14 protein-coding genes are annotated in these 14,710 nt (G+C 73.9%); 7 read left to right on the top strand and 7 right to left on the bottom strand.

Annotation, left to right across the window (positions count from 1 at the left end; genetic code table 11):
- Window positions 1-5 precede the first annotated feature (5 nt).
- From AB0R04_RS27285 to AB0R04_RS27305, 5 genes are all read right to left on the bottom strand, one after another.
- On the bottom strand, window positions 6-1,457 hold the full coding sequence (locus tag AB0R04_RS27285) for a cytochrome P450 (RefSeq protein ID WP_363375758.1): 1,452 nt from the start codon (window positions 1,455-1,457) through the stop codon (window positions 6-8).
- 97 nt (window positions 1,458-1,554) lie between these two features.
- On the bottom strand, window positions 1,555-2,172 hold the full coding sequence (locus AB0R04_RS27290) for an ATP/GTP-binding protein (protein ID WP_063345929.1): 618 nt from the start codon (window positions 2,170-2,172) through the stop codon (window positions 1,555-1,557).
- The gene (locus AB0R04_RS27295) at window positions 2,153-2,515 is read right to left on the bottom strand and encodes a DUF742 domain-containing protein (protein ID WP_363375760.1); all 363 of its coding nucleotides are present in this window, start codon (window positions 2,513-2,515) and stop codon (window positions 2,153-2,155) included. The genes AB0R04_RS27290 and AB0R04_RS27295 overlap by 20 nt, the downstream gene beginning before the upstream one ends.
- A 120-nt stretch (window positions 2,516-2,635) precedes the next feature.
- A complete protein-coding gene (locus AB0R04_RS27300; protein WP_208869028.1) occupies window positions 2,636-3,022 on the bottom strand; it encodes a roadblock/LC7 domain-containing protein in 387 nt (128 codons plus the stop codon).
- A 17-nt stretch (window positions 3,023-3,039) separates the two neighbouring features.
- The gene (locus tag AB0R04_RS27305; RefSeq protein ID WP_363375764.1) at window positions 3,040-4,683 is read right to left on the bottom strand and encodes an ATP-binding protein; all 1,644 of its coding nucleotides are present in this window, start codon (window positions 4,681-4,683) and stop codon (window positions 3,040-3,042) included.
- 444 nt (window positions 4,684-5,127) lie between these two features.
- Here AB0R04_RS27305 and AB0R04_RS27310 point away from each other — a divergent pair, with 444 nt between their 5' ends.
- From AB0R04_RS27310 to AB0R04_RS27330, 5 genes are all read left to right on the top strand, one after another.
- The gene (locus AB0R04_RS27310; RefSeq protein WP_363375767.1) at window positions 5,128-5,817 is read left to right on the top strand and encodes a cyclic nucleotide-binding domain-containing protein; all 690 of its coding nucleotides are present in this window, start codon (window positions 5,128-5,130) and stop codon (window positions 5,815-5,817) included.
- Window positions 5,818-5,974: 157 nt separating this feature from the next.
- Window positions 5,975-6,988 (top strand): hypothetical protein, encoded by a 1,014-nt coding sequence (locus AB0R04_RS27315; protein WP_363375769.1) that lies wholly within the window; start codon window positions 5,975-5,977, stop codon window positions 6,986-6,988.
- Window positions 6,985-9,231 (top strand): hypothetical protein, encoded by a 2,247-nt coding sequence (locus AB0R04_RS27320; protein WP_363375771.1) that lies wholly within the window; start codon window positions 6,985-6,987, stop codon window positions 9,229-9,231. Before AB0R04_RS27315 ends, AB0R04_RS27320 begins: the two co-directional genes overlap by 4 nt.
- Window positions 9,228-10,187 (top strand): hypothetical protein, encoded by a 960-nt coding sequence (locus AB0R04_RS27325; RefSeq protein WP_363375773.1) that lies wholly within the window; start codon window positions 9,228-9,230, stop codon window positions 10,185-10,187. The genes AB0R04_RS27320 and AB0R04_RS27325 overlap by 4 nt, the downstream gene beginning before the upstream one ends.
- Window positions 10,184-10,753, top strand: coding sequence for a Pycsar system effector family protein (locus AB0R04_RS27330; RefSeq protein WP_363375776.1), 570 nt, complete (start codon window positions 10,184-10,186; stop codon window positions 10,751-10,753). The genes AB0R04_RS27325 and AB0R04_RS27330 overlap by 4 nt, the downstream gene beginning before the upstream one ends.
- 61 nt (window positions 10,754-10,814) lie before the next feature.
- Here AB0R04_RS27330 and AB0R04_RS27335 read toward each other — a convergent pair whose 3' ends face one another.
- Complete coding sequence (locus AB0R04_RS27335; protein WP_363375779.1) at window positions 10,815-11,525, bottom strand: response regulator transcription factor; 711 nt, start codon at window positions 11,523-11,525, stop codon at window positions 10,815-10,817.
- On the bottom strand, window positions 11,522-12,706 hold the full coding sequence (locus tag AB0R04_RS27340) for a histidine kinase (protein ID WP_363375780.1): 1,185 nt from the start codon (window positions 12,704-12,706) through the stop codon (window positions 11,522-11,524). Before AB0R04_RS27340 ends, AB0R04_RS27335 begins: the two co-directional genes overlap by 4 nt.
- A 211-nt stretch (window positions 12,707-12,917) precedes the next feature.
- Here AB0R04_RS27340 and AB0R04_RS27345 point away from each other — a divergent pair, with 211 nt between their 5' ends.
- The gene (locus tag AB0R04_RS27345; protein WP_363375783.1) at window positions 12,918-13,850 is read left to right on the top strand and encodes an ATP-binding cassette domain-containing protein; all 933 of its coding nucleotides are present in this window, start codon (window positions 12,918-12,920) and stop codon (window positions 13,848-13,850) included.
- Window positions 13,851-13,884: 34 nt separating this feature from the next.
- Window positions 13,885-14,667 (top strand): hypothetical protein, encoded by a 783-nt coding sequence (locus AB0R04_RS27350; protein ID WP_363375786.1) that lies wholly within the window; start codon window positions 13,885-13,887, stop codon window positions 14,665-14,667.
- Window positions 14,668-14,710 lie beyond the last annotated feature (43 nt).

Below are 14,710 nucleotides of genomic sequence, written 5' to 3' on the forward strand. Positions count from 1 at the left end.
GTTCGTCAGCGCCGGAACAGGCCGGTCAACGTCCGCCACCAGCCGCGCCGTTGCGCCGGGATCCGGACGGCGGCCGGTGCCTCCTCCATCGCCTCCGCCACCGCCGGCGCGGGTTCGGGTGCGGTGACGGCTGCCGGGTCCGGGGCGTCGACCGGCTTGGAGTCGGGGTGCGGCTCGATCTCGCGCGGGGTGAACTCCACCGGCAGCTCCACCAGGTGCCGGGAGATCCAGGCGGAGGTCCAGGTCAGCTCCTCCTCCGGCACGGCGAGCCGCAGGTCCGGCAGGAGGGTCAGCAGGATGTCGATCCCGGCCTCGGCGACGGAGCGCCCGATGTCCTGGCCGGGGCACTCGTGCGGGCCGGCGCCGAAGGAGAGGTGGGAGCGGTTGCCGTACAGCGGGGTGGCCAGGTCGGGCCGGACGACCGGGTCGACGTTGCCGGCCGCGAGTCCGAGCAGCAGCAGGTCACCGGCCCTGATCTGCTGCCCGCCCAGCTCGGTGTCGACGGTCGCCCAGCGGCCGGCCACCAGCGACATCGGCGGGGAGTCCCACAGCACCTGGTCCAGCGCCTCGCCCAGGGTCATCTGACCGCCGGACAGGTGGGCGCGGAACCGGGGGTCGGTGAGCACCATCTTCAGGGTGTCCGCGATCAGGTTGACGGTGGTCTCGTTCGCGGCGAGCAGCACCACCCGCAGGTGCTCCATCACCTCGTCGTCGGTCAGCCCGGCCGGGTGCTCCAGCAGCCAGGTGACCAGGTCGCCGCCCGGGTCCTCGCGCTTGGCGGCCATCGTCCGGCGCAGGCTCGCCACCACGTACTCGTTGCTGGCGATGGCCGTCTCGGTGCCCTTCATCAGGTCCCGGGCGGCGTCCACCAGCTGCGGTCCGTACTCGTCGGGCATGCCGAGCAGCTGGGTCATGACGAGCATCGGCAGGTGCTCGGCGAACTGGGTGACCAGCTCGGCCCGGCCGGTCTGCCCGACCACCTGGACCAGCTCGGTGGTGAACCGCCGGACGTGGCGGCGCACGCCGCGCCGGTCGAAGCGGTTCAGGCCGTCCAGCACGGCGCCGCGCAGCCGCCGGTGCTCCTCGCCGTCCGCGAACACGCACAGCGGCTGCCAGGCGATCACCGGCATCAGCGGGGAGTCCATCGGGACGTCGCCGTCGCGGAACGCCGACCAGAGGCGGGAGTCGCGGGAGAACAGGGACGGCGAGCGCATCGCGGTGATGTTCGCGCCGTGGCCGAGGATCAGCCAGGCCGGGAGGTCCCCGTGCAGCAGGACCGGGGCCACCTCGCCGTGCTCGGCGCGCAGCTTCTCGTACAGGCCCGCCGGGTCGGCCTCGGCCTCCGGCCCGTACAGGCGCCGGACGCCGCCGGGGCCGAACGGTTCGAGGGCGTGCCCGTGGGCAGGGCAGCCGGGCGGCGGGGTGGGGGCGGCGTCGTCGGGGAACGGGGTGCTCACGGGCTCTCCGGGGTCGGGTGGGGTCGGCGGGGCGGACGGGGGGTTCGGCCGGCGGGGCGCGCGGGCGGGCATGGCTGGCCCGGTCAGCGGGCGGTCGTCAGCGGGCGGTCGGGGCCGCGAGCTCGTACAGGTACCGCATCAGGGTCATCAGGGTGTCCCGGCTGGACTCGCGGCTGCGCGCGTCGCAGGCCACAATCGGCACCTCGGGCGGCAGGTCGAGGGCGGCCCGCAGCTCGTCGACCGGGTGAGCCGGCGCCTCCGGGAAGTCGTTGACGGCCACCACGAAAGGCACGCCGCGATCCTCCAGCCGCCCGATCACCTCGAAGCTGACCTCCAGCCGGCGGGTGTCCACCAGCACCACCGCGCCCAGGGCGCCCTCGAACAGGCCGTTCCAGAGGAACCAGAACCGCTCCTGCCCGGGGGTGCCGAACACGTACAGCACGAGCTGGTCGCTGATGCTGATCCGGCCGAAGTCCATCGCCACCGTGGTGGAGGTCTTGCGTTCGACCCCGGTGGGGTCGTCCACGCCGACCCCGGCCTGGGTCATGGTCTCCTCGGTGGTCAGCGGGCGGATCTCGCTGACCGAGCCGACCAGCGTCGTCTTGCCGACGCCGAAGCCGCCCACGATCACCACCTTGACCGCCATCGCGACGGAGTCCGGCAGCAGGTCCGAGGCGGCCGGCCCGACCACCGTGTCAGAGCCTTTGAAGTCCATGGATCACCGCCTCCAACAGGGCACGGTCGGGAAGTTCCGCCTTGGGGACGGCGGCGCGGGCCTCGATCCGCCCGTCGTCGAGCAGGTCCGCCAGCAGCACGGTGACGACGCTGGTGGGCAGTTCGAGGTAGGCGGAGACCTCCGCCACCGAGAGCGGCGAGCGGCACAGCCGCAGGATGGCCGCGTGCTCGGGCTGCATGGTGGGCGTCGGCTCCGCGCGGGAGACGATCAGGGTGACCAGGTCGAAGACGCCCGGTCCGGCCGGGCCGCTGCGGCCGCGGGTGATCACGTACAGGCGGGCGGGGTCGGGGCCGTCCCACCCGTCCTGGTCGACCGTCGTCATGTGCCCGCCTCGCTGTGCTCGTTCATGTGCCCGCTCCGCGATGCCGGGTCAGGCGGTCGCGGTCCCTGTCCCGGCCGGGACCACGCACCGGCCGCTGCTCCGCCCGCCGCTCCGGCCGGTTCACGCGACCACCTCGGGGTTGCGCGGGGGAGTGGCCAGGTGCTCGCCGATCCGGGCGACCAGGTCGCGCATCTGCTGGCCCACCAGTCCGGCGTCGACCCCCTCGTCGGCGAGCACCGCGAGGTACGCGCGGGAGGCGGCCGCCATCAGGTAGAAGAAGCCGCCGTCCACCTCGATCACCACCAGCCGCATCGAGCCGTCGCCGTGCGGGAACTCCTGCCCCACCGCCGCGGCCAGGCTCTGCAGCCCGGCGCAGGCGGCGGCGAGCCGGTCGGCGGTGTCCGGATCGGTGCCGTGTTGGGCGATCCGGAGGCCGTCGCCGGAGAGTACGACGATGTGGCGGATGTACGGCACGCTGTCCGCGAGGTCCTTGAGGATCCAGTCCATGTTGCTGCGGTGCGGAATCACTGCTCGCCTTTCCCTGCCGTCTCTTCATTGGTCTGACCGGCCGAACTCGCGGCTGGCCCATGGCCGTTGATCCCCTCGGTGAACGCCTCCAGCCAGAGGCCGGGCTGTACCGGCTCCTTGGCGTGACGCCCTCCCGTCCCCGGGGCGGGGCCCGCGGCGGGCCCCGCGGCCGGGTTGCCGTACTGTCCGGCGGTCCGGGCCGATCCGGGGTAGCCCGCCGGGGGGGTCGGCGGGCGGCGCCGCCGCTGCGGCAGCCCGTTCGCGGTGCGCTCGGTCACCACCACCTCGTCGTCCCCCGGGCCCGGCCCGCTCGGCGCCCACGGACCGGACGCCCCGAAGGACGGCCCGATGGACGGTCCGACGGACGGCCCCGTCACGCCGGTCGCCGCCGCCCGCGCCCCCCACGGCCGCGACGGGGCCGCCGACTTGGGCGGGTTCGCCGGGAGCGGCCGGGGGCCGGAGAACGCGCCGATCCCGTGCGCCCGCCCGGTCGGGGGCGCGGTGGTGACCAACTCCTGCGGTACCACCAGCACGACCCGGACGCCGCCGTAGGCGGAGCGGCGCAGCGAGATCTGGAAGCCGTACGCCTGGCACAGCCGGCCGACCACCGCGAAGCCCAGCCGGGGAGACTCGGTGAGGTCGTCCAGGTCCTTGGAGACCTGGGCCTCGCGCAGACTGCGCTCGGCGCGGATCCGGGCCTCGTCGGTCAGGCCGAGGCCGCCGTCCTCGATCTCGATCGCTATGCCGCTCTGCACCTCGGCGGCGCTCAGGTGCACATGGGTGTGCGGCGGCGAGTAGCGGGTGGCGTTGTCGAGCAGTTCGGAGACGGCGTGGATCAGCGGCTCGACGGCCGGTCCGATCACCGACACCTGGGCCACCGGGTGCAGGTCCACCCGCTGGTACTCCAGGATGCGCGACATGCCGCCGCGCAGCACGCTGTAGAGCGCCACCGGCCTGGTCCACTGGCGGCCGGGGCGGGCGCCGGACAGGACGGCGATGCTGTCGGCGAGGCGGCCGGTCAGTGCGTTGCCGTGGTCCAGGCGCAGCAGGTCGTCGAAGACCGCCGGGTCGTTGCCGTGCCGGTCCTCCATCTCGCGCAGGTCCTTGGCCTGCCGGTGGATGATCGCCTGCACCCGGCGGGCGATGTTGACGAAGGCCCGCTCGGCGGAGTCGCGCCGGTTCACCTCGTCGTCGACGGCGACGATGATCCCGCGCACCACCGACTCCAGCGCGCCCCGGAACTTCGGCGCGGCCAGCGGATCGCGCACCTGGTACGACCGGGCCAGGCTGTCCATCGACGCGCCGTACCGGGCCCGGGCCACCAGCCGCGGCAGTTCCTCCTTCGCCAGCCGCACCGCCTCGGCCTCCTGGCCGGCCAGCCGCCGCTGCAACTCGCCCACCTGCCGGGCGTGCTGCTCCCGCAACGCGGCCAGCGCACGACCCCGGCGGGCCGACTCGGCGGCCACCACGGCCACCAGCACGGTGCCCGTCGCCCCACACCAGAGCACCTCCGCACGGACCCCGGCGGACACCACCGCCGCGGCGGCCGCCACGGCCGCCGCCATCACGGCGGTGGGCAGCAGCCACCCGAGCAGGGGCGCGGACGGCCGTCTGGCGGGTGATGATCCAGCTCGAAGCATTCTCGGCATCCTCAAACGATCGGAACAGTACGGGGACGGGCGACGGCTGGCGCCGGAGGCATGGTGATGCAGCATAGCCAAGTTCAGGACAATCCTGACGGAAGTTCAAGAATCCAGCTGTACAACCGACTTGTCCCGCCGTGCCGGACATGCCGGACATCTCGCACACCAGTCTCAGCCCCGGCCGGCCGCCGTCCCGCCACCAGGCTTCTCGCCCCGCCCCGCCCGCACCGCCAACCCGCCCCGGATTCGCTCATGCGAAGGGTTTCTTCGCCAATTCCCTGCCCTGAAATACGAGTTCGTGCTACGGCACGCCCCCTGCGCCACCCCCGACCGGGCCGACCCCCCTCCCGGGGGCCGCCACCGCCGGGGCGCCCAGGGGAAATTCCGGCGGGAGACCGCATCCGTCTGCGCACCCGCCGTGGCGGCTCCTAAGGTCATCGCATGAACGATCACGGCCGAACGGCGGACCCCCTGGGCCAGACCCTGTGCCGACTCATGGGTGACGCGACCTGGAAGAGCATGCTGGCGGAGGCCTTCGAGCGCCGGCATCCGATCGGCGCCACCCTGCTGCGCCAGGCGGAGCCCGGAACGCACGTGCTCGCCCTGCTGAGCGGGGTTGCGAAGGTGACCCGACGGGAGCGCACCGGAGACGTCAGGCTGCTGGCGTTCCGCGGCCCCGGTGAACTGCTCGGCGAGGTGGCCGTGCTGGACGACGGGGTCCGTTCGGCGAGCGTCCAGGCGATCTCGGACTGCACGGTCGCGGTCCTCACCAAGGCCGCGTTCCTGCGGTTCGTCACGGACCGGGACCTGTTCCCGGTGATGGTTCGCTACGCCATGGGCAGGCTGCGGGAATCGGACCTCGCCCGCAGCGGCGGCGACATCGTGGCCCGGCTGGCGGCCGCCCTGGCCGCCTTGGCCGACGTCTCCGCGGACCCGGCGGGGCCGCCGGGTCGGTGTACGGAACTCGCCCTGACCCGCGACGAACTGGCCCAGCACCTCGGGGTGTCCCGGAACACCGTCACCGCGGGCCTGGCCGAACTCGGCTCCCACCAGGTCCACGCCGGACGGAAGTCGATCGTCATCGGTGACCTGTCCGCGCTCCGGCGGGTGGCCGGTGGGGCGCGTGACTGACGTGGCGCCGGTTCGTTCGGAGGAGCCCGCACGACTGATGCCGCGTCAGTTCGTGTGACGGGCGTCACCAGGTTTCCGCACTGAGCGAGCACACCGCACGGCGCGCGCTCGCGAAGCTTGGGGCACACGGTCCGCACGGGAACCACAAGGAGCACAGATGTCGCAGTCCGACCAGCCGATGCCCGAGGCCAGCGCCCTGCCCTACAGCCGGAGCCGCCAGCTGCCGCCGTACCGGGGCATCGTGGCCGTCGACGCCAAGGACTTCACCGGCTACCCGGCCATCGAGCACGGCATGATCAGCCAGGCCGTCCCGAAGGTCCTCCAGTGGTCCTTCGAGCGCGCCGGGCTCGCCGAGGTCTGGCACGGCCGCCGGTTCCCCGCCTCCACCGGCGACGGCTACGTCTTCGGCTTCGACCCCGCGTGGATGCCGTTCCTGATCCACCCGTGGCTGCACACCCTCCAGGAGGTGCTGACCGAGTTCAACGTGCACTCGGTCGGAACGGTGCGGATCCGGCTGCGGGTCAGCCTCCACATCGGGCCGCTGCCCGACTCCGGCGGCGAGTTCGACGGCAACGGCACGCCCCGCAACGACACCCACCGCCTGCTCGACTCCCGCCCGGTGAAGGCCATGCTGGCCGCCTCCAACGAGAGCATCACCCAGGTCGCCGCCATCCTGTCCGACCGCTGCTACCAGGACGCGGTGGCGGGCGGATTCACCGGCCGCCATCCCGACCACTTCATCGAGGTGCCGGCCACCGTCGAGGGCAAGCAGTTCGACCAGCGGGCCTGGCTGTACGTGCCCGCGCCCTCGGGGAACCTCTACGACCGTCGCATCCTGGGCGACGCCGTGGTCGGGGAGCACGAGCGGGCGCAGGCCGCGGCGGCGGAGCCCTCGGCCGGGCAGGTGGACGGCGGCCGCGCGGGGAGCGGGCCGGTGAGCTACCAGGCCGACCGCGGAAACATCAACAACGGTACGGTGCACGGCAGCCAGCACGTCACCAACGTGGAGGGCGACCAGCAGGTCACCAAGGTGCGCGGCGACTACGCCGGGCGTGACTTCGTGCGCGGCGACTCCTTCGGGGGCGACTACGTGGCGGGCCACAAGGCCGATACGGTCCACGGCAACCAGGGCGACACCTTCCACGGTGACAAGAAGGAGCGCCGCCGGTGAGCGCCGAGGAGCGGCCGTCCGCCGATGGCGCGTCCGGTGACAGCCAGTCCGGCGACCGCCCCGACGGCCCGGCGTCCAAGGGCCCGGCGCCCGACCAGGACGGGACCGAGCCCGGATACCCGGACCCGGACGACGCTGACGACTTCGCCGACCCCGACCGGGAGTTCCTCAGCCGGCTCGGCCGCTGGGCGGCCCCCGGTGGGCCCCATCTGATCTACGCCCCGAACGGCAACATCAACACCGGCGCGGTGCACGGGGACCAGCGAGTCGAGAACGCCGGCGGGGCGTCCGCCCCGGGCGGCCCGCACGTGGAGGCGCACGAAGGCCCGATCTCCGCACTGGAGATCCTGGATGCGCGGGCCGGCTTCGCCCAGCCCGAGTGGTTCCCCTCGGCGCTGCGGCAGTTGGACACCGGCCTGCTGTTCCTGGCGGGCGAGCCCGGCACCGGGCGCCGCACCGCGGCCCTCAACCTGCTGTCCCAGCACAGCGGGCACAGCATGAAGCTGCGCGCGCTCGACAGCGACGAGGACCTGTCCACCTGGCGCCCCCGCGACGCCGAGGCCCGCGGCTACCTGGTGCACGGCCTCCTGCCCACCCTCCGGCTCGGCCCGGCGGTGGTCGCCAACCTCCGCCGTCTGCTGGCGGATGCGAGGGCGCGCATGGTGGTCATGCTGCCGCACGACCCGGACCTGCTCCGCAGCCTCGCCCGTGACCTGGACCTCACCCCGGTGCGCTGCGTGCCCCCGCCGCCGGGCGCGGTCTTCGAGGCCCGTCTGAAGGCCGCCGTCCCCGACTCCGACCGGCGCCGGCACCTGCTGGAGCGGTTGCGGCCGGGGCTGGACGACCTCCTGGCGTCGGAACTGGTCCCCGCCCAGGTCGCCGAACTGGTCGCCGAGGTGGCCAGGGCCGGCGATGAGGGCCCCGACCTCGCCGATCTCCGCAGGCGGCTCAGCTTCCTCGCCGAGAAGGAGGTCCCCGACCTGCTGAAGAAGCTGCACGACGACCCGGACGGACTCGCGTTCCTGCTGGCGACCAGCGTCTTCGAAGGACTCGACCACCGGATCGTCCGGGACGAGGCCGACCGGCTGCTCAAGCTGGCCGACGGCCGTCTCGACTCCGTCCTGTCGACGGGTGGTGACGACGGCCAGAGCGGCGCGGTGAGCCGGGAGGCCCCCCGCCCGAACCCGCGCTTCGTCTTCCGGCGGTCGCTGGACGAACTCCTGGCGACCGTCCGGGCCGAGTGCGCGCCCGGCGAGATCCGGGCGACCTCCCGCTACACCTACACGGTGGAGCCGGTGCGCTTCACCCGGCACCGCCAGGCCGAGACGGTGCTGCGGCACGTGTGGCGGCAGTACGGCGAGCTGTCCAGGTTGCTGACCGATTGGATGGACACGGTCTCCGAAAAGGACCCCGAACTGGCCGTGCCCTTGGGGCGTGTGGTTGGGCTGGCGGCCAGCTGGGGTGGCGGTCGGAGCGCCTTGAAACACATCTCCGACCTGGCCAAGTCGGAGCGCGGGCAGAGCCGGAGTGCGGCCGCCTTCGCCCTGAGTATCGCGGGGCAGGACCCGGTATTGGCCAGTGAGGTGAAGTACCGACTCACGGATTGGAGCTACGCACGCAGCTGGCGGCTGCGATCCACGGCCGCCGACGCTTGTGGAAGGGACTATGGGGTGTCCCGGCCGGAGTTCGCGATGTCGCTCCTGCGGCGCTGCTACCAGGGGCGGGAGGGCGACGAGTTGAGGGTCGCGGCAGCCGTCCGGCGGGCACTGCAGGCGTTGTTCGCGGCAGGAAGCCAGGCGCTGGTCCTGCGCCATCTTGCGGCCTGGGCAGACCGTTCCGAGTCTGATGCCGAACTCTCGCTCCAGGTCTTCCCTGCTCTGTTGTGGAATCCGTCCTGGCTCCAGGACCAGCTGCTCACCGACGGCGAGCTCGCCGACATCGTGATCACCTTCATCCGGCGGTCGCTCAACGACGACGACCTCTTCGGCGAAACCAGCCGTTCACTGCTCTCCTGGTGCGCCTCGGCGGTGTGGAACGAACCGCTGCGCGCCGCCGTGGAGACGCTGCTGACCGCGCTCGCCCAGGAGATGAGCCTCGGTGAAATGCGCCTGTTCGTCGAGATCGACGCCGACGACAACCCCGACCTGGCCGGACGGCACATCGCCCAGCACGCCCTGGACGCCTGGCGCCGGGGCGAACCGCCGCCGTACCGGCCCGCCCCTGCCGATGGAGGAGCCCGATGACCGCCGACAGCGACCCGCCCGTCTACGCCCGCGCCACCCAGGCGCCGTGGCGGGAGATCCTGCGCCACCGCTGGTCCGGGCGGCGCGACCGCGCGCTCGTCCTGCTGGACCGGGACGGGCTCTACCACCAGGTGGGGCACCGCCGCCGCGCCCGCGCCGATGAGGACCCGGACCTGGAGGGCCCGGTGGCCGTCCGGACGGGCCTGCGCGGATTCGACGAGGCGTACCTGGTCGAGCTCGACGAGCGGTCCGGGACGCGGGCGGTCGGCCTGTCGACCCCGTACGGCACGAAGTCGGTGGACGTCCACGTCCTGTGGTGGGTGCACGACGCCGTGAACGTCGTGCGGGCGCGGACCGTGCGGGGCTGGCTGCCGGTCCGCAAGGACCTCGAACAGCGTCTGCGCCAGCTCAAGGAGCAGTTCGCCACCGCCGGGCACGGGCTGACCGAGGCCGAGCTGATGCACTACCTCGCGACGCCCCACCTCCTGCCGCACTGCGGCCTCGGCTACCGCGTCACGGACGTGTCCGCTCGGGAGCACGACGCCGAACTGCGGCTCGGGGAGCCGGACGGGGCCGACGTGCCCTACAACTGGATGGACAAGAGCGAGGACGAGTACGCGTTCTGTCGCCGGGCCGTTCAGGAGGGGCCGGTGTCGCTCGCGGCGCTCTGGCTGGCCAGACACCCGGACCAGGTCCGGGAGGTCCTGGACTGGGCGGTCGGCCACGCCGAACTGCTCCGGGGTGAGACCACCTGGGAGGATAAACTGGCGATGATGCTAGGCAAGTTGAGCGAGCAGGAGAGGCAGGAGCTGTCCCGGATGCTGCGCGACCGGTTGGTCGCGCTCGGGCGCCGAGTGCCCGGCCCCGGGCCGCAGGGCACCGGGCCGGAGTTCGTCAAGATCCGCTCGCAGGCCAACGGCTGGGCGGGCGGCGTGGCGAACGGGAGCCCGGTGTGACCGCCGCCGGCATACCCGGCGGCCGGGTGCCAACCGAGCCGACCACCGCCTCGGACGCCGCCCCGAGCCCGTCGGCGGTGGCGGCGATCGAGCGCCTGGTGGCCGCCAACAGCATGGAGCTCACCCGGGCCGACGCCAAGGCCGCCGTGTTCCTGGCGTTCACCGGCGCGGTCCTCGGGGTGTTCATCCCGCTGGGCGGGGGCGGCGGGAGCGGCGGCGGATCCGGGCCCCGGGCCTGGGCGGTCCCGTTCCTGTGGTGGAGCGCGGTGGCGAGCGCGCTGCTGGCCGTCGCCTGCTTCGTGGCCGCCCTCGTCCCCCGGTACCGGAAGGGCGAGCGGCAGGCCCCGACCAGCCCGGCCTACTTCGGGCACATCGCGCCGGGTGCGGGGGTGGAGCGGCTGCGCCGCGTCTTCGAATGCGGGGGTCGTGATCCGGTGGGGGCGCTGTTGTCCTCGCTGGCCGGGACCAGTGCGATCATCCGGGCGAAGTACCGCTGGATCGAGGCCGGAACCGCCGTGCTGCTCCTCGCACTGCCCCAGTTCGCGCTGACCCTGCGGCCGTCCTGAGGCCGGTCTGAGGCGCGGTCCCGTCCACGGTCCGCCCCAGGGCTCCTGGGGCGGGCGGCCGTCAGGATTCGACGAGGGTTGCGCGGTAGGCGGTGATCACCAGGTGCACGCGGTCCCGGGCGGCGAGCTTGGCCAGCAGGTGGCCGACGTGTGTCTTGACCGTGCCGGTGCTGACGGACAGTTGCTCGGCGATCTCGGCGTTGGTCAACCCGCGACCGATCAGTGTCAGCACCTCCAACTCCCGCCCGGTGACGGCGCGCAGGACCCGCTCCCGCTCGTCGCCGCCGGGCGCGGCGGTCGCCGGCTCGGCGGCGGGCCGGGCGGCGAACTCGCGGATCAGCCGGCGGGTGACGCTCGGGGCCAGCAGCGCTTCCCCGGCGGCGACCACCCGGATCGCGGTCAGCAGTTCCTCGGGCGGGGTCGACTTCAGCAGGAAGCCGGACGCCCCCGCGCGCAGCGCGCCGTAGATGTACTCGTCGAGGTCGAAGGTGGTGAGGATCAGGATCCGTACGGCGCTCTCGGCGGTGATCTGCCGGGTGGCCGCCAGGCCGTCCGTGCCCGGCATCCGGATGTCCATCAGCACCACGTCCGGCTGCCAGGCGCGGGCCAGCCGGACGGCCTGCGCCCCGTCGGCGGCCTCGCCCACCACCTCGAAGCCGTCGGCGGCGGCCACGATCCCGGCCAGGCCCGCCCGCACCAGGGTCTGGTCGTCGGCCACCACGACCCGGATCGGCGGGCCGGCGGGCGCCCCGTTCGCGACGTCTCCCGTCACGACGCCTCCCGCCCAGCCGCGTCGGCCAGCGGCAGCACCGCGCGCACCCGGAACCCGCCGCCCGGCAGCGGCCCGGCCTCCAACCGGCCCTCGTACAGCCCGACCCGCTCGGCCATCCCCGCCAGTCCGTGTCCGCCGACCCCGACCGGCCCGCCGCGCCCGGTGTCGCTCACCTCCAGCACCAGCGCCTCCTCCTCGAACTCCACGGCGACCCGCGCCTCGGCCGCGTGCGCGTGCTTCACCACGTTGGTCAGCGCCTCCTGGACGATCCGGAACGCGGACAGCTCGACCCCGTCGGACAGCTCCCGGACCACGCCGCCCACCCGCAGCTCCACCCGCACCCCGGCCTCGGCGCTGCTCGCCACCAGCCGGTCCAGATCGGCCAGCCGGGGCGCGGGCGCGAGCCCGGCCCCGTCGGCGCCGCGCAGGACGGTCAGCAGGCCGCGCATCTCGACCATCGCGTCCCGGCTCACCGCCTGGATCGCTGCCAGCGCTTGTTCGGCCTGCGCCGGATCCCGCCCGATCACGAAACGGCCGTACCCGGCCTGGACGTTGACCACGCTCATGCTGTGCGCGATCACGTCGTGCAGCTCCCGGGCCAGCCGGATCCGCTCCTCGGCCAGCTCCGCCGTGGCCAGGTCGACCTGGTGCCGGCGCAACTCGGCGCCGTACGCCCGGTAGCGGGCCACCGCGCAGCCGAGCGCCCACGCGGTGACGACCTCCAGTGCGGACAGCACGAGGTTGTTCCACAGCTCCCGCGACCCGAACCGGCTCAGCCCGGCCCCGACCAGGCCGGACGCCAGGACGGTGAGGCCCAGCCGCATCGGCCCGGCGGCCGCGACCAGGTAGACGACCATCGCCGCCGCGACCACCACCAGGAACCCGGCCAGGTTGGCGATCGTCAGCTGCCCGGCCACCGCGACCACCACCGTCCAGGCGGCGAACACCACCCCGGCCGCGGCCACCGGCGCGAGTCGGCGCAGCCCGGCGGCCGCGCCCACCGCCACCACGCACACCAGCACCGTCACCAGCTCCGCGGACGTCGGCTTCGGGTAGCCGCGGTGGTGCGGGTCGAACACCCGGTAGGCGTCCAGCACCCGGAACCAGGTGAGCACGGTCAGGGTCAGCGAGACCGCCAGGTCGACCGCGACCCAGTGGCCCGGGCGCAGCCTCCTGGTCACCGGTGGATGCGGAGCACGGGGCATCTCCCCAGGCTAGCGGCGGCCCCCGCGCCCGGCATCGCCCTGTGGGCCTACGACCACGGGCAGAGGCCGCCCCCGCTGAACGCCGTGATCTCCCCCCACGGCGGGACGCCCCGCACCGGGACCGGGCGGGAACGTGGAGCCCGCGTCGGCCCCCTCGGCCGACCGGGAAACCCGGAAAGGCACCACGATGATCGAGGTACGCGACCTCACCAAGCGCTACGGCGGCGCCGTCGCCGTGGACGGGCTGACCTTCACGGTCCGGCCGGGACAGGTCACCGGCTTCCTCGGGCCGAACGGCTCGGGCAAGTCCACCACGCTGCGGATGATCCTCGGCCTGGACGCCCCGACCAGCGGGCGGGCGACCGTCAACGGCCGGCCGTACGCGGCCCTGCGCCACCCGCTGCGGGAAGTCGGGGCGCTGCTCGACGCCGGCGCCGTCCACCCCGCCCGCTCCGCCTACCACCACCTGCTCGGCATCGCCGTCACCAACGGCATCGGGCCGTCCCGGGTCCGCGAGGTACTGGCCCGCACCGGCCTGGAACAGGCGGCCCGCCGCAAGGCCGGGCGGTTCTCCCTCGGCATGAAGCAGCGCCTCGGCATCGCCGCCGCCCTGCTCGGCGACCCGCCCGTCCTGCTGCTCGACGAACCGGTCAACGGGCTCGACCCGGAGGGCGTGCACTGGATCCGCACCCTGCTGCGCGACCTGGCCGCCGAGGGCCGGACCGTCCTGCTCTCCTCGCACCTGATGAGCGAGACGGCCGTCACCGCCGACCACCTGGTGATCATCGGGCGCGGCCGGCTCGTCGCGGACCGCCCCACCGCAGACTTCCTCGCCGAGAACGCGCGCACCGACGTCCTGGTCCGCTGCGCCCGGCCGGCCGAACTGGCCCGGCTGCTGCGCGCCGCCGGGGCCGCGCCGGTCGCCGAGGAGCCCGGCGGGGCACTGGCCGTCGGCGGCCTGGAACCGGCGGCGATCGGCGAGCTGGCCGCCGCGCACGGCCTCGGCGTCCACGAACTCACCGTCCGGCAGGCCTCGTTGGAGCAGGCGTTCCTGGACGCCACCGGCGAGACCGTCGACTACCGCGCCACCACCGGTCCGTCCGGAAGGCGGACCGCATGACGGCCACCACCACTACGTCCGGAAAGAGGACCACATGACCGCCCCCACCACCCGAGGCGCACTGGCCGGCGAGTGGGTCAAGCTGCGCAGCGTCCGCGCGACCCCGCTCACCGCCGTCGTCGCGCTCGCCGCCGCCCTGTTCATCGGCCTGATCGACTACGGCAGCGCCGCCGACAACTGGGACGTCTGGACGGCCGTCCAGCGCGAGCGCTTCGACCCCGTCCGCTACGGCTTCTCCGGCGGCTTCTACGTCGCCGTCCTGGCGATCGGCACGCTGGGCACCCTGGCCGCCTCCAGCGAGTACACCACCGGCCAGATCCGCAGCACCCTGGCCGCCGTGCCCCGGCGGGGCCAGGTGCTCGCGGCCAAGGCGCTGGTGGTCGGCGGGGTGTCGGCGCTGCTCGGGCAGCTGTTGGCGTTCCTGACCTTCCTGCTCGGCCAACGGGCCCTGGCCGGGAAGCACCTGGCGGTGTCGCTCGGCGACCCGGGCGTGGCGCGCGCGGTCGTCGGCTGCGGCGTGTTCCTGTCCGTCTTCGCCCTGCTCGGCCTGGCGCTCGGCTTCCTGGTGCGCCACACCGCGGGCGCCGTCGCCGCGCTGTTCGGCCTGTTCTTCCTCTCGCCGATGCTGCTGGCGCCGCTCGGTGACGGCGCCACCCGGTTCGGCCTGCAGAGCGTCTTCGAGGGCCTGGGCAGCACCGTCGCCTCCGCGGGCGGCACCGACCGGCTCGGCGCGGCCGGCTGTCTGGCCACCCTCGTCGGCTACCTCGCCGTCGCCCTCACCCTGGCGGCCGCGAGCCTGACCCGCCGGGACGCCTGACCCTCCTGCCGGGACGCCTGAGCACTGCGGGATGCCTGCCCCC

Origin of the sequence: Kitasatospora sp. NPDC056731, from assembly GCF_040687675.1 — a bacterium.
Lineage (GTDB): Bacteria > Actinomycetota > Actinomycetes > Streptomycetales > Streptomycetaceae > Kitasatospora.